Below are 20,921 nucleotides of genomic sequence, written 5' to 3' on the forward strand. Positions count from 1 at the left end.
GCTCGACAACCTCGAGCCCGATCCCGCCCGAGCAGGCGGAGTAGCGGGCCGCGCGCTCCGGTTCAGACCGCGACGAGGCCGATCAGGGCCGCGGTGACCGCCGCGGAGGCCGCGAGCCCCGCGCTGCGACGACCGACCCGGGCTCCTCCTCGAGGCCAGGGCAGCGACTCCACCGGAGGGCGGCCCCGCCGCGGCCGCCGCCGTGACCGCGACCAGCAGGAACCAGGCGCGCGAGCGTCACGGCGCCCCAGTCGGCGAAGACGCGCACGAGGGCCAGCACGGCGACGGAGTCGATCAGGTGCGACAGCACGCGGAGCCGATCGCGGGCGAGCAGCTTCGCGGACCCGCGCACCGGGAGCAGGGCGAGAGCGGTGCGCCCGACGACCCAGACTCCGATCGCGAGCGCGACGAGTGTAGGGACGATCACGATCCTCCTCCAGCACGTGGGCGAGCAGCCGCATGCCGAGCTCGTCGACGGAGGCGGCGGTGTTCCCGGTGACGAAGACGGCGACGCCGCGCTCGCGGTCCAGGGCGAGCAGCGTGGAGTAGCCCCGGTCCCTGCCGTTGTGCCAGGTCGTCTCGCCGCCGTCCTCGCGCTCTGCGATGAGCCAGGCGAGGCCGATGCGGCCCAGATCGCCCGCCTCGTGCCGCGGTGCGAGCACCTCGGCGGCCGGGACTCCGAGCGCCGGATCGTCGGTGAGCAGCGCCTGCGCGGCAGCGGGCCATGTCGGCGGCGGTCGAGCGGACGCCTCCCCGCCGGCGCGTAGCCCTCCATCGCCCACGCGTCGACCGCGCGGCCGGTCGGCGGAGTATCCGGTGGGAGCGTCGGGTCCGAGGCCGTCCGCAGTCGTGGGGACGCGGCTGGCGGTCATGCCGAGCGGGGCGAGGATCCGCTCCTGCACGAGATCGGCGTACGCGGCGCCCTCGGCCCGGGCGAGCACCTGCCCGAGCACGGCCGGCCCGAGGTTGGAGTAGAGGACGGTGCCGTCTCCGCGCGTGGCATCGGCCGCGTGGCGCAGGACGTCGTCAGCGGAGTAGCCCGCGTACGGATCGGTGCCGCGCAGCTGCGACGAGCACCGACCGCACGAGCACGCCGGCGTCTCCCGGCAGCCGCGGCAGGCCCGAGCGGTGGGTCGCGAGCTCCTCGAGCGTCGCGGGGAGGCCGCCGACATCGGCGTGATCGGCGGCGCGGTCCTCGAGGGAGACGGTGCCGGAGGCGGCGCTCTGCGCGAGCAGCAGCGCGGTCATGGTCTTGGTGACGGAGCCGATCTCGACCTCGGTGCTCTCGTCGGCCCCGAAGCCGGCGAAGCGCACGTCGTCGGGAGTGACGACCGCGGCGACGAGCTGGTCGCGGGCGCCGTCGCCGAGGTGATCGGCGATCCAGGTCGTGAGCTCGGCGTCTCCCGTGGTCTGGGGTGAGAGGGACGGCGTCGGCGGGCGCAGGAGCACGCCGGCGGTGAGGACGGCGACGGCCGCGGAGGCGGCGACGACGAGGTGCGGGTGCGGGTGCGTGCGGTGCTCGTGCGGGTCATCGGGGGCCTCCGGAGGCGAGCAGGATCACGAGCAGGGGGACGAGGCGCTCGGGCGGGATGCCGTAGCGGCCTCGCCCGCGGGCTCGAGCCAGCCCGCCGCGACGAGCTGGTTGACGTGGTGGTAGATCTGCCCGGTCGTCCCGGCGCCCTCGCTCTCGGCGAGCTGCGCGACGGTCTCGACTCCGCCGGCGATCGCCTGGAGGAAGCGCAGGCGCACCGGGCTGCCGAGCGCGGCCCAGGGCGGTGGGGCCGGGGCTCGCGCCCCAGTCGCGCTCGAAGAACGCGTCGGTGGTGAGGCCGTACTGCCATTCCACCGGGCCGGCGGGGGTGCCGACGGAGCCGGCGAAGACGACCCCGCCCGGTGGGGAGAGCCGCTCGCGGAGTGCGGTGAGGGCCCAGAAGGGGTCGTCGCGGGCCGATTCCGGATCAGCCGCGACGGCTCCGCTCGCTTCGAGCAGATCGAGGCGAGCGCGGAGCTCGTCGAGCTCGGCGGCGAGATCGCGGGAGGTCATGCTCTCCACTATTACAAGAATTCCGTAACGACGGAACCCGGTCTCGCCGCCTCCGCCCTCCCTCCTCCGGAAGTCGCGGTGACCGCGAGCCCTTCCCGCAGCTTCCGGCGAACCGCGCGAGCCTGCACGCGTCTCCACTCGCGCCGCGCGCCCCGAGTCCGCAGAAGTTGTCGTACTCGAGCCCGAGCACGACAACTTCTGGACACTCGACGGGCGCGACGGCGCCGTCGGCGGCTGCACTCTCCACGAGCTGCGGGACGCGCGCCGTTGCCGCAACTTCTGGCACAGCGTGCGCGCTGAAATCCGCTTGCCGGGCGGCGACCCCTAGTCCGCATGATTCGTCGTACTCGAGCCCCAGTACGACAACTTCTGAACAGTCGACGGGCGCGACGGCCATGTGGGCGGATCCATTCGCCACAAGTTGCGGGAAGCGCGAGCCGTTACCGCAACTTCTGGTACAGCGTGCGCGCTGAAACCCGCTTGCCGGGCGGCGACCCTCGAGTCTTCTGGTCGGTCGACGGGCGCGGCGGCCCTAGCGGCAAGCCACTCGCCAGAAGCTGCGGGAAGCGCGCGCCGTTACCGCAACTTCTGCGGAAGCGCGCGGCCTCAGCCGAAGTGCTTCGGCAGCACCGCGCCGTTCACCGCGCGCAGCTCCTCGAGCGGCAGCGAGAACAGGCCCTGCACCTCGACGGCCGGAGTCGCCGCATCCGTCACGCCGATGCGCAGCACGGGGTAGCCGCGCCCCTCGCACAGACCGCGGAACTTCACGTCGTCCTCGCGGGGCACCGACACCAGCACGCGGGCGGTCGACTCCGAGAAGAGCGCCGCGGTCGCGTCGACCCCGTCGCGCTCCATCAGCTCGTCGAGCCAGATCCGCACGCCCACGCCGAAGCGCAGCGCCGACTCGGCGACGGCGACCACGAGTCCGCCGTCGGCGAGGTCGTGGGCGGAGGCGATGAGCGACTCCCGAGCGCCCGCCGCGATCAACTCGGCGAGAGCCTTCTCCTGGCCCAGGTTCAGCTGGGGCGGCAGGCCGCCGAGGTGGTCGTGCACGGTGCCGGCCCATGCTGAGCCGTCGAGCTCGTCGCGGGTCGTGCCCAGGAGGTAGACGTTGTCGCCCTCGTCCTGCCAGCCCGACGGGATGCGGCGCGCGACGTCGTCGATCACGCCGAGCACGCCGACGACCGGAGTCGGGAAGATCGGCACGTCGCCGGTCTGGTTGTAGAACGAGACGTTGCCGCCCGTGACGGGGATCTCGAGCCCGAGGCACGCGTCGGCGAGGGCGGTGACCGCCTCGCGGAACTGCCACATGACCTCGGGGTTCTCGGGGCTGCCGAAGTTGAGGCAGTCGGAGACGGCGACGGGGGAGGCGCCGGTGACGGCGACGTTGCGGTACGCCTCCGCCAGCGCGAGACGGGCGCCCTGCGCCGGGTCGAGCTGGCACCAGCGGCCGTTGGCGTCGGTCGCGACGGCGAAGCCGAGGCCCGACTCCTCGTCGACGCGGACCATTCCGCCGTCGTCGGGGTAGCCGAGGGCCGTGTTGCCGAGCACGTAGCGGTCGTACTGGGAGGTGATCCAGCTCTTGTCGGCGAGGTTGGCCGAGCCCAGCAGCGCGAGCGTCTCGGGCGCAGCCCGTCTCCGGACGACTTGCGGGGCAGGCGCGAGGAGGAGTCGGCCTGCAGGGCGTCGAGCCACGCGGGGTACTCGAGGGGACGCTCGTAGACCGGTCCGTCGACGGCGACGGTGCGCGGGTCGACGTTGACGATCTCCTCGCCGTGCCAGTTGATGATCAGGGCGGCCGGAGTCGGTGACCTCGCCGAGCACGCTGGTCTCGACGTCCCACTTGCCGACGACCTCGAGGAACGCGTCGAGCTTCTCGGGCTTCACGACCGCCATCATGCGCTCCTGCGACTCCGACATGAGGATCTCCTCGGCCGTGAGCGAGGGGTCGCGCAGCAGCACGGAGTCGAGCTCGATGAACATGCCGCCGTCGCCGTTGGACGCGAGCTCGGAGGTCGCGCACGAGATGCCGGCCGCGCCGAGGTCCTGGATGCCCTCGACGAGGTCGCCGCGGAACAGCTCGAGGCAGCACTCGATGAGCACCTTCTCGGCGAACGGGTCGCCGACCTGGACGGCCGGGCGCTTGGGTCGGGCCGCCGTCGGCGAAGGTGTCGGAGGCGAGGATCGACGCGCCGCCGATGCCGCTCGCCGCCCGTGCGCGCCCCGAAGAGCACGACCTCTGTTGCCGACTCCGCGGGCGTTCGCGAGGTGCAGGTCCTCGTGGCGCAGCACTCCGACCGCGAGGGCGTTCACGAGCGGGTTGCCCTGGTAGACGGAGTCGAAGTAGGTCTCGCCGCCGATGTTCGGCAGGCCGAGGCAGTTGCCGTAGAAGGAGATGCCGGCGACCACGCCGTGCACGACGCGGGCGGTGTCGGGGTCGTCGATCGCTCTCGAAGCGCAGCGCGTCCATGACCGCGACGGGCCGCGCGCCCATCGAGATGATGTCGCGGACGATGCCGCCCACTCCGGTCGCCGCGCCCTGGAACGGCTCGATGTAGCTGGGGTGGTTGTGGCTCTCGATCTTGAAGGTGACGGCCCAGCCCTCGCCGACGTCGACCACTCCGGCGTTCTCGCCCATGCCGACCATGAGGTTCTTCTTCATGGCGGGGGAGACCTTCTGCCCGAACTGGCGGAGGTACATCTTCGACGACTTGTACGAGCAGTGCTCGCTCCACATCACCGAGTACATCGCCAGCTCGCCGCTCGTGGGGCGCCGGCCGAGGATCTCGCGGATGCTCGCGTACTCGTCGGGCTTGAGGCCGAGGGCCGCGTACGGCTGCTCCTTCTCGGGAGTCGCCTCCGCGTTCGCGGTGGTGTCGGGGACGGCGATGCGGCTCTGTGCCATGTGCTCGAGGCTCCTGGAGAGGGGGCGGGGGATGCGCGACGATCCTACCGGCCGCCGCCCGCCGGGCTCCGGCCGGGAGGCGGCGCCTCGAGAGGTCGCTCCGATCGGGCGGGAGGCCGTGCCTCGATCCTGCCCGCGCTCCGGGACTCGCCGACCTCAGCGCGAGACGCAGGCCCCCGGGTCGACCGCCGCGGTCAGGGACGGCGCCTGCGCCGCGACCGGAGACAGCACCGAGAGCGGGATCGCGTAGCCGACGTTGTCGACCGAGGCCGCCTTGCCGAACACCACTCCCGAGACCGAGCCCTCGAGCGACAGCAGCGGGCCGCCCGAGTTGCCCTGGTTGACGACGGCGGCGAGCGTGAGCACCTCGCGCGAGGTCGGCGCGCCGTCGACCATCAGCGAGACGGTGGAGTCGGAGGAGACCTGCGCGGATCCCAGAGTCAGCGGCCCGCCGAAGGGGTAGCCGGCGACCACCGCGGCGTCGCCCGCGGCGACCGCGTCGTCGAGCGGGAGCGGAGCGGCCGAGAGCCCGTCGACCGCGACGACCGCCAGATCGGCGGCAGCGTCGACGTAGACGACCCGGCCGGTGCGCGGGGCTCTCCGGGAGCCTCGACGACCGGCTCCGTCACTCCCGCGACCACGTGCGCGTTGGTGATCACGCGGTCGTCCGCGACGACGAAGCCGCTGCCGGTCACTCCACATCGCAGGCCCAGGCCGTGCCCGAGACCCGCACGACGGAGTCGGACGCCGTCGCGACCTCGGGGTCGTCGGTCGCCACGTCCGGGATGCTCGGCGCCTGCGTCGGCCCGTCGATGGCCTCGACGATCCACGACGTGCCCTCGTCGACCACGGTCGACTGCAGCTGCGCGAGGAACCCGCGGACCGGGCTGGGGGTCAGGTCGTCGATGGTGCGGATGACGGTGGAGCCCGCGACGGAGGTGGTCACGAGCGGCACGCCCAGCAGCGAGACGGCCGAGGTGATCGCGATCCAGACGAGGGCCGAGATCGCCACTCCGGCGACTCCTCCGGCCAGGCGGTCGAGCAGGCCGAGCTTCACCTTGTCGGCTCCGCGGCTGAACGCGGCGCCGATCGACGCGCCGATCGCGTAGCCGAGGCCCAGGCACAGCACCGCGGTGCCGATGACGGCCAGCAGGCGCCACTCGCTCCCCGCAGCCCAGCTCGAGACGGCGGGCACGGCGAAGGAGGCGCCGATCGCGCCGGCGACGATGCCCGCGAGCCCTCCCGCGGTGCGGAGGAACCCGCGACGCAGCCCGTCGACGAGCGCGCCGATCAGGCTCAGCACGACGATGACGTCGACGATCACGGATGCGCCCACACGGACCTCCAGGTTGGGGGTCCTCCAGCATGACCGACGCCGCATGCGCGGACGCCCGGAGGAGCCTGCGAGTCGCGAGGCCCACGGAACGAAGGCTCAGCGAGCGGATCGAGCGGATCGCGACCCGTTCGGGCTGTCAGCCTCACTTCCGCGGGCGCGGAGGCGATCCTCCTGGCGCGGAGACGCCCACCGGAGAGACGACTCTCCGGTGGAACGACTCTCCGGATCAGAAGAACGAGATGCAGTACGGCTCCGCGACCGGCGCGAAGAAGCGGTCGACCCGCTCGCGGTCCTCGGGAGCCGGACGACGGCGCCCGCGCGGGCGAGCGTCGACGGGCGGGCCGAGCCGAGCAGCAGGGTGCCGAGATCGGCCACGTCGAGCTCGAGCACCGGGGAGTCGTCGGTGCGCTCGACGCGCCCCTCTCCGCCCTCGACCGTGATGCGGTAGCCGCCGTCGACGAGTCCGAGCGCGTCGCGGACCGCGATCACCAGCTCGCCGTCGCTCGTCCACGGCCGAGCGCCGAGACGCCGCGGCCACGTCCAGCACGCGGGTCCAGATGAGGTCGCCGACGGTGGTGACCTGCACCACGCGCGCGTCGCGCAGCGCCCAGGTCAGCGGGTCGTCCAGCGGAGCCATGTCCCACGTCACGGTCGAGGCGAGGTCGACGGCGCCGAGGAAGCCCCAGAGCCCGAGGTACGCGTCCTCGGTCGCGGCGACGAGGTCGACGACAGCGAGCGTGCGGTCGTCGTCGTCCGGACCGGTCGCGCGGTAGGTGACGTAGCCGTCGAGCACGCCGTCGGAGTCGAGGTGCACCGCCGAGCGGACGGAGCGTCCGGGCTCGGTCTCGCCCGTCTCCATGCCCACCGCGTTGCCCGCCGCGCGCGACTGCCGCGTGATCGAGCCGGGGGTGCGCGCGTGGAAGGCCGCGAAGACCTCCTCCGCGTGCGACTGCAGCCACGAGGTCGTGACGACCTCGACGCGCCCGGCCGGCTCTGCCTGCAGGGCGAAGCGCGGACCGGTGTCGACGCGGATCGAGCGCGTGAACGCCGAGCGGCCGAAGCCGAAGCGGCGGTAGATCGAGGCCTCGCTCGCGGTGAGCAGCGCGACGGCGGCTCCCGACTCGCGGGCGCGATCGAGGTCGTCGGTGATCATGGCGCGCAGGATCCCGCGGCGCCGGTGGGTCGCCCGCACCGTGACCTGCGAGACGAGGTGAGCGTCGAGCGTTCGCCCGCGGCCGACCTGCAGGGTGCCGGGGAACGCGGCGTACGTGGCGACGGGCACCGCCGCTCCGTCGAGGCCCTCGGGGGAGGAGGAGTCGTGCACCGCCGTCAGGAAGCGCTGGTCGGCGACCATGTGCTCGGCCCAGTCGCGCCACTGAGCGGGCGTGTACTCCTTCTCGTGGAACCCCGCGTTGATCGCGGCGCCCCAGGCGGCCGTGGCGGCGTCGGGGCCGCCCTCGGCGGTCAGGGCGGCGGGGAAGTGGCGGAACTCGAGACCGGGGAGGGACATCCGTCCAGCCTATTCACCCGGCCTGCGGGTCCGCTCGGCGGGCGCGCGACGACCACGCCTCAGAGCACCCCCCACCGCTTCTCCAGCGCCGCGTCCACCGCGACGGCCAGCTCCTCCACGCGCGCCGATCCGTCCGCCGCCCGGATCCGCTCCGCCGCCGCCGCGATCGCCGTGCGCCGCCGGGGAAGCGTCGCCGTGAACGCGCAGTCCCGCAGCACCAGCAGCAGCTCCTCCGCCGGCGCCGCGACGCGCGAGAGCACCGACAGGCGTCGCTCGAACGGCGACTCCGGCGCGATCACCCGGAGGAACCCCTCCGGATCCTGGAACGCCGCCGGCGGATCCGGCACCCGCGCGAGCAGCGCGAGGGCCGAGGCCAGCGCGTCGAGATTCCCGGCCGCAGCGAGCGCCCTCAACCGGGTGTCGATGTCCGGACCGGGCCCCGGTCCGAGCGCGACCGCGGCGAGCGCCGCCGCGTCGATCCGCCGCTCCTGTGCCTCGTCGGGCACCGTCCCGACGGCCGACCACCACGAGAGCAGCGGAGTCGCGGCTACGGCGAACTCGCCCGCCCGCCGCTCCAGCGCGACGAACAGGTCCTCCCGCGCCGCGAGCGCGACGAGCGCGTCGACGTCGATCGCGAGCACCGTTCCCGAGACCTCGGGCGGCATCACGAGATGGCGACCCGAGGGAGGGTGAGCTCCGCGCGGGTCCGCGCCCCGGCCCGCGCGTGCTCGCCTGCAGGATCGCGTCCTCGAGAGTCGGCTCCGCGCGTCGTCGTCCGCTTCCCAGCACCATGCCGTCACGCTACCGTCGCGGCATGTCCCGCTACCTGGCGCTGCTGCGCGAGGTGAACGTCAACGGCCGCACCGTCCGCAGCGCGGATCTCGCCGCGGTCGTCGAGAGCGTCGGGGCGCCCGGGTCCAGACCGTGCTCGCGAGCGGCAACGCCGCCTTCGACTCCGATCGCGCCCCCGCCGAGCTGAAGCCGGCGCTCGAGGCCGCCCTCGGCGAGCGCTTCGGCTACGACGCGTGGATCGTGCTGGTCGAGCAGGAGGCGCTCGCCGCGGTGGCCCGCGCGTACCCGTTCGAGCGGATCGACGCGGTCGCGCATCCGTACGTCGTCTTCGGCTCGAGCGACGCCGCCCTCGACGCCGTGCTCGAGGCGGTCGGCGAGAGCCCCGTCGATCTCCTGCAGCGCGGCGCCGGAGTCCTCTACTGGCGCTGCCCTCGGGGCTCGTCGACCGACACCCCCGCCGCGAGGATCCTGGCCCGCGCCGCCTACCGCTCCACCACGACCACCCGGAATCTGCGCACCGTCGAGAAGCTCGCCTCCGCCTGAAGAATCCCTCACATATTGGTTAGGCTATCCTTACTCTCGGTCCTCCCGACCGACACTCCAGGATCCGTCTTCCGAAAGGGAACAATGCCCCGCGTCACCCAGCCGATCGCCCTGCTCGCGACCGCACTGCTCACCGTCGGCCTCGCCGGCTGCTCGTCGGCCGCGACCGGGTCCGAGGGCACTGACAGCGACTTCACGCCCATCACCATCGAGCACGCCCTCGGCACGACGACCATCGAGTCGCAGCCCGAGCGCGTCGCCACGGTCAACTGGGCCAACCACGAGGTCCTGCTCGCACTGGGCGTCGTCCCCGTGGGCATGGCCGCCGCGAACTTCGGCGACGACGACGGCGACGGGCTGCTCCCGTGGGTCTCCGAGAAGCTCGAGGAGCTCGGCGGCGAGACCCCCGTCCTCTTCGACGAGACCGACGGCATCGACTTCGAGGCCGTGGCCGACACGCAGCCCGACGTGATCCTCGCCGCCTACTCCGGCCTCACGCAGGAGGACTACGACACCCTGAGCGAGATCGCTCCCGTCGTCGCCTACCCCGAGACCGCGTGGGGCACCTCATGGCGCGACACCATCACCTTCAACAGCGAGGCCATGGGCATGGCCGCCGAGGGCGAGGAGCTCGTCACCGAGCTCGAGGGCGAGATCGAGGAGGCCGCCGCCGCCTACCCGCAGCTGGAGGGCACCTCGGCGATGTTCCTCACGCACGTCGACCCGACCGATCTCAGCCAGGTCAGCTTCTACACGACCCACGACACCCGTCCCGCGTTCTTCGCGGACCTCGGCCTCATCACTCCCGGCAGCATCGAGACCGCCTCGGCGACCACCGACGCGTTCTCGCTCACGCAGAGCGCCGAGCAGGCCGATGCGTTCGACGACGTCGACGTCATCGTGACCTACGGCGACGACGAGCTCGTGAACACCCTCAAGGCCGACCCGCTGCTCTCGCAGATCCCGGCCGTCGCGAACGACGCCATCGTCCGCCTCCTCCACCCCGCTGGGCACCGCCGCGAACCCGACTCCGCTGTCGATCTCGTACGTCCTCGACGACTACCTGGGCCTCCTGGCCGAGGCCGCCGACAAGGCGAAGTGACCCTCACCGCCCCTCCTGCCGCCTCGGGCGTCGCCGCCGTGCGACGTCCGAGGCGTCTTCGCGCGCTCTGGCTGCTCGTCGCGATCGCGGCGCTCGTCGGCGCGGGCGTGCTCTCGGTCATGATCGGCTCGCGCGACGTCTCGTGGAGCGACGTGGTCGCGGCGTTCGGAGGATCGACCGACGGCTTCGAGCAGGCCGCGGTGGCCAAGCGCCTCCCGCGCACCGTGCTCGCGATGATCGCCGGGGCCGCCCTGGGCGTCGCCGGCGTGCTCATGCAGGGCGTCACCCGCAATCCGCTGGCCGACCCCGGCATCCTCGGCGTCAACACCGGCGCCTCGCTCGCCGTCGTCACCGGCATCGTCTTCTTCGGCCTGAGCACCGCCACCGGCTTCATCTGGGTCGCGATCGGAGGCGCCGCCGTCGCGGCCGTCTTCGTCTACGTCGTCGGATCCCTCGGCCGCGGGGGAGCGACTCCGCTCAAACTCGCGCTCGCCGGGGCCGCGACGTCGGCCGCCCTCGTCTCGGTGATCAGCGCGATCGTCCTGCCGCGCGCCGACCTGTCGGGCGGCATCCGCTCGTGGCAGATCGGCGGAGTGGGCGGCGCCACCTTCGCGAGCCTGGGCCAGGTGCTGCCGTTCCTCGCCGCGGGACTCGCGATCTGCGTGCTGTCGGCGAAGAGCCTCAACACCCTCGCGCTCGGCGACGAGCTGGCCGCGGGCCTCGGCGAGCCGCGTGGCGGTGGCGCGCGGTGCGGCCGCCCTGGGCGCCGTGATCCTCTGCGGAGCGACCACCGCGATCACCGGCCCGATCGGCTTCGTCGGCCTGGTCGTCCCGCATGCCTGCCGCCTGATCGTCGGCGTCGACCACCGCTGGCTGCTCCTTCTCCGCGGTCACCGGCGCGATCCTGCTCACCGGCGCCGATGTCGTGGGCCGCATCGTCGCCCGCCCGAGCGAGATCGACGTCGGCATCATCACCGCGCTGATCGGCGCTCCCGTCTTCATCGCGATCGTCCGCCGCCAGAAGGTGCGCGAGCTGTGACCGCCGTGCTCGAGCGGAGCCACTCCGCCACCGCCGCCGCCGTCGCGTCCGGCCGCCGTCGCCGCGGGGCCCGCCGCCGCACGGTCGTCGCCGTGCTCGCCGTCTCGGTCGTCCTCGCCTTCGCGCTCTCGCTCGTCTTCGGCCAGACCGTCTACACCCCCGACGAGGTGCTGCGCGTGATCCTCGGGGAGCAGGTGCCCGGCGCCTCCTTCACCGTCGGGCGCCTCCGCCTCCCGCGCGCGGTGCTCGCCGTGCTCGTCGGCCTCTGCTTCGGCCTCGGCGGCGTCAGCTTCCAGACCATGCTGCGGAACCCCCTCGCGAGCCCCGACATCATCGGCATCAGCGCGGGCGCCTCGGCCGCCGCGGCGTTCGCCATCGTGACGCTGTCGCTGGGATCCACACAGGTGTCCGTCCTCGCGATCACCGCCGGCCTCGCGGTCGCCCTGGTCGTCTACGCGCTCGCGTACCGCAGCGGAGTCGCGGGCACCCGGCTCATCCTCATCGGCATCGGCGTCGCCGCCATGCTCGACAGCGTCACCGCCTACGTCCTGTCCCGCGCCGCCGCCTTCGACTTCCAGGAGGCGAGCCGCTGGCTCACCGGCAGCCTTAACGGCGCGCGCTGGGAGGAGGTCGTCCCGGTCCTCGTCGCCGTGGTCGTGCTGACCCCGGTGCTGCTGCTCAGCTCCCGCGACCTCGCCGGCACGCAGCTCGGCGACGACACCGCCTCGGCCCTGGGCATCCGGGTGAACCGAACGCGCCTCGTGGTGATCGTGGCGGCCGTCGGCCTCATCGCCTTCGCCACCGCGGCCGCCGGGCCGATCGCCTTCGTCGCGTTCCTCTCCGGACCCATCGCCGCGCGCCTGATCGGCCCGGGCGCCTCCCTCCTGGTGCCGTCGGCCCTGGTCGGAGCCCTGCTCGTGCTCGTCGCCGATCTGGTCGGCCAGTACGCGCTGGGGCTGCGCTACCCGGTCGGAGTCGTGACCGGGGTCCTCGGCGCCCCGTACCTGATCTACCTCATCGTCCGCAGCAACCGATCGGGAGGCTCCCTGTGAGCGCCGAGCACACCCTGACCGTCGAGCACCTGACGCTCGGCTACGGCGACCGCACCGTGGTCGACGGCCTCGACCTCGTCGTCCCGCCCGGCCGCATCACCGCGATCGTCGGCGCGAACGCCTGCGGCAAGTCGACGCTCCTGCGCTCGATGTCGCGCCTGCTCGCCCCGCGCGCCGGCACCGTGCTGCTCGACGGCAAGGCCGTGCACCGGATGCCCGCGAAGCAGCTCGCGCGCACGCTCGGCCTCCTCCCGCAGTCGCCGATCGCACCGGAGGGGATCACCGTCGCCGATCTCGTCGGTCGTGGACGCCATCCGCACCAGGGCATCCTGAGCCGCTGGAACGCGCACGACGACGAGGCCGTCGCGACGGCGCTGGACGCGACCGACACCGCCGCCCTCGCCGACCGCGCCGTCGACGAGCTCTCGGGCGGGCAGCGCCAGCGGGTCTGGATCGCGATGGCCCTCGCGCAGGAGACCGACCTGCTGCTGCTGGACGAGCCGACCACGTTCCTCGACGTCAGCCACCAGGTCGAGGTGCTCGACCTCCTCGTCGATCTCAACCGCACGCGCGGCACGACCGTCGTCATGGTGCTGCACGACCTCAACCTCGCCGCTCGGTACGCCGACCACCTGGTCGCCCTGGCCGGCGGCACGGTGCACGCCTCGGGCGCCCCGGTCGACGTGCTCACCGAGGACACGGTGCGCGCCGTGTTCGGCCTCGACAGCCGCATCATCACCGACCCGACCTCCGGCACGCCGCTGATGCTCCCGCTCGGGCGGCACCGGCTCGCGCCGCACGGGGAGGACGCCTCGGTCCCGCAGAAGTAAGGCCCGTCGGCCCGAAGCGCCGAGAACCGCCTCGGGGAGCGATCCGGCCTTCTCCTGCGGTGCGCCTCGGGACGGCGGACGGGTGCCGGGTGCGATGACGACGGATCGCGTGACGCGAGCTCGGCGATTCGCGCCGGTCCCGGTGTAGAACGCCGTGCCGGACGGCGCGCACATGACGGACGTGTAAACGGTTCCACACGGCGCCCGGGCGGCGTATACGATTCTTTCCAGTCCGCGTCGGATGGCCGTCGTCGGTCGACGCCCCCGCCAGCCTGCCCCCGACCAGAGGTCCCCCGCCGTGTCTGCTCCCTCCGCGCGCCCCGACGCCTCCGCTCTCCGCGGGCTCCGTGCGCTCCTGTTCGACCTCGACGGCGTGCTGACGCCGACCGCCGACGCGCACATGCACGCCTGGGCGCGGCTCTTCACTCCGTACCTGGAGTCGAAGGGCATCACCGAGGGCTACACCGACGCCGACTACTTCCGCTACATCGACGGCCGCCCGCGCTACGACGGCGTCCGGGCGCTGCTGGCGTCGCGCGGCATCGTCCTGCCCGACGGCGATCCGAGCGACGATCCCGCGCTCGAGACCGTGTGCGGTCTCGGCAACCGCAAGAACGACGCCTTCAACGCCGTGCTCGCGGCCGACGAGTGGCACCGTACCCGGGCTCGCTCGCGTTCCTCGACGCCGCCATCGCGGCGGGCGTCGAGGTCGCCGTCGTGACCTCCTCGCGCAACGGCGTGCCCGTGCTCGTCGCGGCCGGCATCCGCGACCGCTTCGAGATCGTCGTCGACGGACTCCTCGCCGCCGAGCGCTCCATCGCCGGCAAGCCCGCCCCCGACACCTACCTCTACGCGGCCGAACTGCTGGGCCTCACCGCGGCCGAGTGCGCCGTCGTCGAGGACGCCCACTCCGGAGTCGCCGCCGGCCGCGCGGGCGCCTTCGGCCTGGTCGTGGGCGTCGACCGCGGAGTCGGCGCCGAGACCCTCCTCGAGCACGGAGCCGACATCGTCGTCGACGACCTCGCCGAGCTCCTCCCCTTCCTCCCCGTCTCCATCCCCGAGGACGCCGCATGAACCCCATCACCTCCGACCCGCTCGACCGCAACCGCTTCCCGGTCGACGAGTGGGCCCTCGTCGAGACCGAGTTCGCGAGCGAGCTGCAGGGCCGCACCGAGACGCTCTTCGCGACCGGCAACGGCTACCTCGGCCTCCGCGGGAACGTCGAGGAGGGCCGCGACGGCTACGCCTACGGCTCCTTCATCAACGGCTTCCACGAGACCTGGCCGATCCGCCACGCCGAGGAGCGTTCGGCTTCGCCCGCGTCGGCCAGACGATCGTCAACGTGCCGGACGCCAAGATCATCCGCCTCTACGTCGACGACGAGCCGTTCGTGCTCAGCGAGGCCGACATCCTCTCGTACTCGCGGCGCCTCGACTTCGCGAACGGCGTGCTGCACCGCGAGCCCGAGTGGCGCACGCCCTCGGGCAAGCGGGTGCTCATCCGCTCGCGTCGGCTCGTGTCGTTCACCGACCGCCACCTCGCGATCCTCGACTACGAGGTCGAGCTGCTCGACGGCGACGCGTCCGTGCTCATCTCGAGCCAGATCCTCAACCGTCAGGACGGCGTGGACGAGTACCACGCGCCCTCCGGCAGCGAGGCGGCCGGCTTCGACCCGCGCAAGGCCGAGTCCTTCGAGGACCGCGTGCTCCAGCCGCGCCTCAAGCGCGTGAACGGCACCCGCTACCTGCTGGGCTACCGCACCACCAACTCGCAGATGACGGTCGCGTGCGGCGCCGAGCACGTCCTCGAGACCGAGAACGAGTGGGACCAGACCTCCCAGATCGACGACGACCTGGCCAAGCACGTCTACCGCGTCAAGGCGAAGGCCGGCCGTCCGATCCGCCTGGTCAAGACCCTGACCTATCACACGTCCCGCGGCGTGCCGGTGCGCGAGCTCGCCGACCGCCGCGACCGCACGCTCGACCGCGCCCGCGAGACCCCGGTCGAGGAGCAGTTCGTCAAGCAGCGCGAGTGGCTCGACGACTACTGGGCCCGCTCCGACGTGCAGATCGACGGTCAGGCCGCGATCCAGCAGGCCACCCGCTGGAACCTCTTCCAGCTCGCGCAGTCCACCGCGCGCACCGACGGCGGCGGAGTCGCGGCCAAGGGCGTCTCGGGGTCGGGCTACGGCGGCCACTACTTCTGGGACACCGAGGTCTACGTCCTCCCGTTCCTCAGCTACACCGCCCCGCTGGTGGCGCGGAACGCCCTGCGCTTCCGGCAGAACATGCTCGAGGCGGCCCGCTCTCGCGCGGCCGAGCTCAACCAGCGCGGCGCGCTCTTCCCGTGGCGCACCATCAACGGGCAGGAGTCGTCGGCGTACTACGCCGCCGGCACCGCGCAGTACCACATCGACGCCGACATCTCGTACGCCCTGATGCAGTACGTGGCCGCGACGGGCGACGACGACTTCCTCGCCCGGGGGGCCATCGACATCCTCGTCGAGACCGCGCGCATGTGGGCCGATCTCGGCTTCTGGCGCAGCAACGGCGACGACCACTTCCACATCCACGGAGTGACGGGGCCGGACGAGTACACGACGGTCGTCAACGACAACCTCTACACGAACGTCATGGCGCGCTCGAACCTGCGTGCCGCGGCCCGTGCGGTGGAGCTGCTCAAGGCGGTCGAGCCCGCCGCGTTCGAGCGGATGGCGTCGCGTCTCGCCCTCGACGAGGACGAGGTCCTCGAGTGGGCCCGCGCGGCCGACAAGATGCACATCCCGTTCGACCAGCGCGCCGGGATCCACCCGCAGGACGCCGCGTTCCTCGAGAAGGAGCTGTGGGACCTCGAGAACACGCCGGCGAGCAAGCGGCCGCTGCTGCTGCACTTCCACCCGCTGGTGATCTACCGCTTCCAGGTCCTCAAGCAGGCCGACGTCGTGCTGGCGCTCCTCCTGCAGGGCAACGAGTTCACCGCCGAGCAGAAGCGCGCCGACTTCGAGTACTACGACGCGCTCACCACGGGCGACTCGACGCTGTCGGCGGTCGTGCAGTCGATCATCGCGGCCGAGGTCGGCTACCACGAGCTCTCGAAGCACTACTTCCTGTCGGCCCTGTTCGTCGACCTGGCCGATCTGCACCGCAACACCGCCGACGGCATCCACGTCGCCTCGACCGGCGGCGTCTGGAGCGCCCTCGTCTACGGCTTCGGCGGCATGCGCGACCACGGCGGACGGATCACGTTCGACCCGCGACTGCCCGGCGACTGGGAGCGGCTGACCTTCCGCATCACGCTGCACGGCACGCGCGTGCGGGTCGAGGTCACGCAGGACGCGGTGCTGCTCACGGTCGAGGAGGGCGACGCCGCGGCGATCACCGTCCGCGACGAGCGCGTGCACGTCGAGGCCGGCAACCCCGTCCGCGTCGCCCTGGGGCACCAGGGCCCGCGCCTCACGGGAGCGCCGACCACGTCCGACATCGAGGGCACCCGTCGCTCGGACGGCACGGTCATCACGGCGTCCATCCCCACCATCTCGATGACCCCGGAGCCCGAGGTCCTGACCGGCCCGTAGGCCTCCGCTGATCGAGCAGCCCTCGGAGAGGGCTCCTTCCTGCTGATCGAGTAGCCCGCGCAGCGGGCGTATCGAGATCCCCGTCGGCCAGCAGCGCCCCCGGGGAACGACGAACGGCCGGGACCCCGAAGGATCCCGGCCGTTCCGGTGGAGCGTCGAGCGCTACGCCGCCGCGACCAGCGCGCGGACCGCCGACGTGAAGAACGTCAACCCGTCCACGCCCGAGCGCATCGCGGCGCGGGTGTCCGGACCGAAGCCCGCCTCGACCGCGTGCTCGGGGTGCGGCATCAGGCCGACGACGTTGCCGCGGGCGTTGCTGATGCCGGCGATGTTGTTCATCGAGCCGTTCGGGTTCTCGCCGAGGTAGCGGACGACGACGCGCCCCTCCGCCTCGAGCCGCAGCAGCGTGTCGGCCGAGGCGATGTAGCCGCCCTCGCCGTTCTTCAGCGGGATCGTGATCTCCTGACCGGGCTCGAAACCGTTGGTCCAGGCGGTCGCGGTGCTCGCGACCATCAGGCGCTGGTCGCGGCAGACGAAGGATCCGGCGTCGTTGCGGATGAGGCCGCCGGGCAGCAGGTGCGCCTCGGTCAGCATCTGGAAGCCGTTGCAGATGCCGAGCACCGGGGTGCCGGCGTTCGCCGCATCGATGACCTCGCGCATGATCGGCGAGTGCGAGGCGATCGCTCCGCAGCGCAGGTAGTCGCCGTACGAGAACCCGCCGGGCAGCACGATCGCGTCGACGCCCTGCAGGTCGTGGTCGCCGTGCCAGAGCGCGACGGGCTCGGCATCGGCGAACCGGATCGCGCGCTGCGCGTCGCGGTCGTCGAGGGAGCCGGGGAACGTGATGACGCCGATCCGCATGTCGGTCAGACCTCCGGGTAGTGGATGCCGACGACGTCCTCGATGACCGAGTTCGAGAGCATCTCGTCGGCGATGCGGGCGATCGCGGTGCGCACCTCGTCGGTGACCTCGTCGACCGTGATCTCGAAGCGCTTGCCGACGCGGACGCCGCTCACCGACGAGTGGCCGAGGCGCGAGAGGGCGCCGGCGACGGCCTTCCCCTGGGGGTCGAGCAGCTCTGCCTTGGGCATGACCTCAACGACGATCGTGGGCATCGTGTCTCTCCGGAGTGTCGGGGGAGTGTGCGGGAGTCCGCGCGCCCATGGTACCGCCCGTCGAATCCCGAGGCGGTGCCGTCAGCGACCAGCGGCCGTCACCCGGATCGCGTTCGCCCACGGGTCCTCGAACCCCAGCGTCCGCCCGTCGTCCTGCGTCGCGACGCGCGCGTGACGGAGCCGCTCCTCGAGCGCTCCGACGTCGTCGGCTCCCGGCACCACGATCTCGACCTGCCCGAGTCCGAGCGCGAGCTGCCGCCGACCCGCGCCGAGCGAGTTCCACGTGTTCATGGCCATGTGGTGGTGGTAGCCGCCGGCCGAGACGAAGAGCGCCTGACCGCCGTACGCGATCGTCGTCTCGAAGCCGAGCCGGTCGACGTAGAACTCCTTCGCCGTCGCCACGTCGCCGACGCTGAGGTGCACGTGGCCCACCGAGGCGCCGCCCAGGCGCGGCTGCGCGATCGACTGCTCGGTGAGGTGCTCCTGGAGGAACGTGTTCGGGTCCAGGAACACGGTGCCCATCTCGATCCGTCCGTGCGTCCACGACCACTGGGTGCGGTCGCGGTCCCAGTAGAGCTCGACGCCGTTGTGCTCGGGGTCGTCGAAGTAGAAGGCCTTGCTGACCAGGTGGTCGGAGCTGCCGGTGAAGGAGCCGGGGTGGCGGGTGGCGACGCTGTAGACCGCGGCCGCGAGTGCCGCCTCCGACTCGAAGAGGATCGCGGTGTGGAAGAGCCCGGCGGCGCGGGGCCCGCGTGGCGCAGCTCCGGCGCGTGCTGCAGGATCACGGCGGCGGTGCCTCCGCGCCCGAGCACGGCGACGGAGCCGTCCTGCGAGAGGACGTCGAGGGTCACGGCGTCGCGGTAGTACGCGACCATGCCGTCGAGGTCGGCGACGCGCAGCGTGACCGCGCCCATCGTGGTGTCGGGAGCGAGCAGGTCGGGGGAGACGGTGTCCATCGTGTTCACGCTAGACCCAACTCAGTTGTAGCCACAACTATTTCCCCGACGCGACGTCTGTCTCATAGGCGGCTCATCGGATCCGTCCAGCCCGCCCCGAACGCGCGGGCGTCCACTGGGTCCTGCCGCCGAGAAGGGCGGCACCGGCTGGAGGACGAACCATGAACGAGACGCACGCACCCGATGGAGCAGAGCACGGGCCCGAGACGGCGCCGGCACCGGAGCCGGTCGAGGACCGCACGGCGCTCCCGCCTCGACGACCGGCGCCGCCGCCGTCGCGCGCTGATCGCCGGCGGCGCCGGGCTCGCCGTGCTGATCGCCGTCGCGGCGGGCGGGGTCTCGTACGCCGGCGCCGCCGAGGCCGCGTCGTCGTCCTCCTCGAGCACGGCGACGATCGTCTACCCGGGCGGCTCCCGCGGATCCTTCGGCGGCGGCTCCACGATCTCCCCTTACGGCAGCGGGTCGGGCTACGGGTCCGGGTCCTCGTCGAGCGCCGGCGCGGCCACCTCGACCGACGCCGTCCCCGCCTCGACCGCGCAGACCGCGGGAGTCGTCACGATCGTGTCCGACCTGACCTACGAGGGAGCGCGCTCGGCCGGGACCGGCGTGATCCTCACCTCGGACGGCATGATCCTGACCAACAACCACGTCGTCGAGGGCTCGACGAGCATCGCCGTCACCGTCGAGTCGACCGGCGAGACCTACACCGCCCGGGTGGTGGGCACCGACGCGACGAACGACGTCGCCGTGCTGCAGCTGGAGGACGCCTCCGGCCTCACTCCCGCGACCCTCGACACCGACGGCGTCGCGATCGGCGACGCCGTGACCGCGGTCGGCAATGCGGAGGGGACCGGCGACCTCGTCGCCGCCGCCGGCACCGTGACCGCTCTCGGCCAGAGCATCACGACGCAGTCCGAGACCGGCATCGCGGGGAGACCCTCGCAGGGCTGATCCAGGTCGACGCCGACATCGTCTCGGGCGACTCCGGCGGACCCCTGGTGGACGCCTCCGGCGCGGTCGTCGGGATCGACACCGCGGCGTCGAGCGGATCGGCGGACATCACCGGCTTCGCGATCCCGATCGCCACCGCGCTCGACATCGTCGCGCAGATCGAGGCCGGAGCCGACACCGCCACCATCGAGATCGGCTACCCGGCGTTCCTCGGAGTCGCGCTCTCGTCGGGCGCGAGCCCGTACGCGTCCGATGCCGCGGGCGCCGTGATCGGCGGAGCGATCGAGGGCACCCCGGCCGCGTCGGCCGGCCTCGCCGCCGGCGACGTGGTCACGGCCGTCGACGGCACTCCGGTCGCCTCGGCCGACGCGCTCTCGGCGGCGCTGGCCGAACGCGAGCCCGGCGAGTCCGTCACCCTCTCCTGGACCGACGCCTCCGGCACCGCCCACTCCGCCCCCGTCATCCTCACCGAGGGCCCCGTCGCCTGACCTCCGCGGGAGGCCGTCCGTCCTTCCGGCACGCTCGTGCATCCGCACGATCTGCAGGCACTTGTGCGATCTGGAGGGATCCGGCCCGCACGCGTTCCGCGCTTGCGGCGGAAGGGGCATTCCCGGCCGGATCACCTGCAGATCGCACATCCGCCCCGCTCGACCCGCCGCGTTGTTTTGACTCACTCAACACAACTCCGGTAGTGTCACCGGCATGACGACACCGGACGACCGCCTCCGAGCCTCTGGGCTCAAGGCCACCGCCACGCGGCGGGCCGTCCTGCACGCACTCGAGGAGCATCCGCACTCCGGGGTCGACGAGGTGCTGGCGCGAGTGCGTGCCGAGCTCCCCGACACGTCCGCGCAGGCGGTCTACGGAGTGCTGTCCGCCTTCACCGACGCCGGCCTCACCCGCCGCATCGAGCCGGAGGGGCATCCGCGCCGCTTCGAGCTGCGCGTCGGCGACAACCACCACCACGTCGTCTGCCGCGCGTGCGGAGCCGTCGCCGACGTCGACTGTCGTCGTCGGAGCAGCACCGTGCCTGCACCCGTCCACGTCGAGCGGCTTCACCGTCGACACGGCCGAGGTACGTTCTGGGGCACCTGCCCCGACTGCCTCCGGGCATCCGCGAACTGACCCGACACCATCACCGCAGCGGCGCGCCGGAAGGCCCGCCGCCGACA

At 72.7% G+C, this 20,921-nt stretch carries 17 protein-coding genes and 6 pseudogenes; 11 read left to right on the forward strand and 12 right to left on the reverse strand.

The window, feature by feature from the left end:
* Positions 1-62: 62 nt before the first annotated feature.
* From AC0CII_RS17030 to AC0CII_RS17070, 9 genes and pseudogenes are all read right to left on the reverse strand, one after another.
* Entirely contained in the window at positions 63-1,064 is a 1,002-nt protein-coding gene (locus AC0CII_RS17030) for a serine hydrolase domain-containing protein (RefSeq protein ID WP_465230970.1), read from the reverse strand.
* Complete coding sequence (locus AC0CII_RS17035; protein WP_465230121.1) at positions 1,027-1,449, reverse strand: serine hydrolase; 423 nt, start codon at positions 1,447-1,449, stop codon at positions 1,027-1,029. The genes AC0CII_RS17030 and AC0CII_RS17035 overlap by 38 nt, the downstream gene beginning before the upstream one ends.
* Before the next feature lie 108 nt (positions 1,450-1,557).
* Positions 1,558-1,749, reverse strand: coding sequence for a hypothetical protein (locus AC0CII_RS17040; RefSeq protein WP_465230122.1), 192 nt, complete (start codon positions 1,747-1,749; stop codon positions 1,558-1,560).
* Between the two features lie 901 nt (positions 1,750-2,650).
* A pseudogene (gene purL / locus AC0CII_RS17045) lies at positions 2,651-4,949 on the reverse strand (phosphoribosylformylglycinamidine synthase subunit PurL).
* A 156-nt stretch (positions 4,950-5,105) separates the two neighbouring features.
* On the reverse strand, positions 5,106-5,651 hold the full coding sequence (locus AC0CII_RS17050; protein WP_465230123.1) for a trypsin-like peptidase domain-containing protein: 546 nt from the start codon (positions 5,649-5,651) through the stop codon (positions 5,106-5,108).
* Positions 5,641-6,285, reverse strand: coding sequence for a CvpA family protein (locus AC0CII_RS17055; RefSeq protein ID WP_465230124.1), 645 nt, complete (start codon positions 6,283-6,285; stop codon positions 5,641-5,643). The genes AC0CII_RS17050 and AC0CII_RS17055 overlap by 11 nt, the downstream gene beginning before the upstream one ends.
* Before the next feature lie 96 nt (positions 6,286-6,381).
* Positions 6,382-6,774: a sterol carrier protein domain-containing protein gene (locus tag AC0CII_RS17060; RefSeq protein ID WP_465230125.1), complete on the reverse strand. Its 393-nt coding sequence runs from the start codon at positions 6,772-6,774 to the stop codon at positions 6,382-6,384.
* 91 nt (positions 6,775-6,865) lie between these two features.
* Positions 6,866-7,795: pseudogene (locus AC0CII_RS17065) on the reverse strand (GNAT family N-acetyltransferase); the annotation flags it as partial.
* 59 nt (positions 7,796-7,854) lie between these two features.
* On the reverse strand, positions 7,855-8,595 hold the full coding sequence (locus AC0CII_RS17070) for a DUF2254 family protein (protein WP_465230126.1): 741 nt from the start codon (positions 8,593-8,595) through the stop codon (positions 7,855-7,857).
* Positions 8,596-8,609: 14 nt separating this feature from the next.
* On the opposite strand from AC0CII_RS17070, the gene AC0CII_RS17075 reads away from it, so the two are divergent.
* The 8 genes and pseudogenes from AC0CII_RS17075 (at position 8,610) to AC0CII_RS17110 (ending at position 16,727) form a co-directional block, all read left to right on the forward strand.
* The gene (locus tag AC0CII_RS17075; protein WP_465230127.1) at positions 8,610-8,774 is read left to right on the forward strand and encodes a DUF1697 domain-containing protein; all 165 of its coding nucleotides are present in this window, start codon (positions 8,610-8,612) and stop codon (positions 8,772-8,774) included.
* The gene (locus AC0CII_RS17080) at positions 8,720-9,130 is read left to right on the forward strand and encodes a DUF1697 domain-containing protein (protein WP_465230128.1); all 411 of its coding nucleotides are present in this window, start codon (positions 8,720-8,722) and stop codon (positions 9,128-9,130) included. Before AC0CII_RS17075 ends, AC0CII_RS17080 begins: the two co-directional genes overlap by 55 nt.
* Positions 9,131-9,214: 84 nt before the next feature.
* Positions 9,215-10,897 (forward strand): annotated as a pseudogene (locus AC0CII_RS17085) (iron chelate uptake ABC transporter family permease subunit); the annotation flags it as partial.
* 103 nt (positions 10,898-11,000) lie between these two features.
* Positions 11,001-11,271, forward strand: a pseudogene (locus AC0CII_RS17090) (iron chelate uptake ABC transporter family permease subunit).
* Entirely contained in the window at positions 11,268-12,323 is a 1,056-nt protein-coding gene (locus tag AC0CII_RS17095; RefSeq protein WP_207403427.1) for a FecCD family ABC transporter permease, read from the forward strand. Before AC0CII_RS17090 ends, AC0CII_RS17095 begins: the two are co-directional and overlap by 4 nt.
* Entirely contained in the window at positions 12,320-13,153 is an 834-nt protein-coding gene (locus AC0CII_RS17100) for an ABC transporter ATP-binding protein (protein WP_207403428.1), read from the forward strand. The genes AC0CII_RS17095 and AC0CII_RS17100 overlap by 4 nt, the downstream gene beginning before the upstream one ends.
* 591 nt (positions 13,154-13,744) lie before the next feature.
* On the forward strand, positions 13,745-14,227 hold the full coding sequence (locus AC0CII_RS17105) for an HAD family hydrolase (protein ID WP_465230129.1): 483 nt from the start codon (positions 13,745-13,747) through the stop codon (positions 14,225-14,227).
* Positions 14,224-16,727, forward strand: a pseudogene (locus tag AC0CII_RS17110) (glycoside hydrolase family 65 protein). Before AC0CII_RS17105 ends, AC0CII_RS17110 begins: the two are co-directional and overlap by 4 nt.
* A 162-nt stretch (positions 16,728-16,889) precedes the next feature.
* Here AC0CII_RS17110 and purQ read toward each other — a convergent pair.
* The 3 genes and pseudogenes from purQ to AC0CII_RS17125 all read right to left on the reverse strand — a co-directional run bounded on the left by purQ (position 16,890) and on the right by AC0CII_RS17125 (position 18,798).
* Positions 16,890-17,588, reverse strand: coding sequence for a phosphoribosylformylglycinamidine synthase subunit PurQ (gene purQ / locus AC0CII_RS17115; RefSeq protein ID WP_207403431.1), 699 nt, complete (start codon positions 17,586-17,588; stop codon positions 16,890-16,892).
* A 5-nt stretch (positions 17,589-17,593) separates the two neighbouring features.
* Positions 17,594-17,842, reverse strand: a complete 249-nt coding sequence (purS, locus tag AC0CII_RS17120; protein ID WP_465226999.1) for a phosphoribosylformylglycinamidine synthase subunit PurS — start codon at positions 17,840-17,842, stop codon at positions 17,594-17,596.
* Positions 17,843-17,923: 81 nt separating this feature from the next.
* Positions 17,924-18,798: pseudogene (locus AC0CII_RS17125) on the reverse strand (VOC family protein).
* Between the two features lie 183 nt (positions 18,799-18,981).
* On the opposite strand from AC0CII_RS17125, the gene AC0CII_RS17130 reads away from it, so the two are divergent.
* The 3 genes from AC0CII_RS17130 to AC0CII_RS17140 all read left to right on the forward strand — a co-directional run bounded on the left by AC0CII_RS17130 (position 18,982) and on the right by AC0CII_RS17140 (position 20,874).
* A complete protein-coding gene (locus AC0CII_RS17130; RefSeq protein WP_465230130.1) occupies positions 18,982-19,749 on the forward strand; it encodes a S1C family serine protease in 768 nt (255 codons plus the stop codon).
* 17 nt (positions 19,750-19,766) lie between these two features.
* Positions 19,767-20,237 (forward strand): S1C family serine protease, encoded by a 471-nt coding sequence (locus AC0CII_RS17135; protein ID WP_465230971.1) that lies wholly within the window; start codon positions 19,767-19,769, stop codon positions 20,235-20,237.
* 214 nt (positions 20,238-20,451) lie between these two features.
* Positions 20,452-20,874 carry a Fur family transcriptional regulator gene (locus tag AC0CII_RS17140; RefSeq protein WP_465230131.1) on the forward strand — a complete coding sequence of 141 codons (423 nt, stop codon included), beginning with the start codon at positions 20,452-20,454 and terminating at the stop codon, positions 20,872-20,874.
* Positions 20,875-20,921 lie beyond the last annotated feature (47 nt).

This window comes from Rathayibacter sp. AC182 (genome assembly GCF_979253875.1).

Coding starts and splice junctions, on each gene's coding strand:
- AC0CII_RS17050 (WP_465230123.1), bottom strand. CDS start 5,651: ATGTGGAGTGACCGGCAGCGGCTTCGTCGTCGCGGACGACCGCGTGAT.
- AC0CII_RS17075 (WP_465230127.1), top strand. CDS start 8,610: ATGTCCCGCTACCTGGCGCTGCTGCGCGAGGTGAACGTCAACGGCCGC.
- purQ (WP_207403431.1), bottom strand. CDS start 17,588: ATGCGGATCGGCGTCATCACGTTCCCCGGCTCCCTCGACGACCGCGAC.
- purS (WP_465226999.1), bottom strand. CDS start 17,842: ATGCCCACGATCGTCGTTGAGGTCATGCCCAAGGCAGAGCTGCTCGAC.
- AC0CII_RS17130 (WP_465230130.1), top strand. CDS start 18,982: ATGGAGCAGAGCACGGGCCCGAGACGGCGCCGGCACCGGAGCCGGTCG.
- AC0CII_RS17140 (WP_465230131.1), top strand. CDS start 20,452: ATGACGACACCGGACGACCGCCTCCGAGCCTCTGGGCTCAAGGCCACC.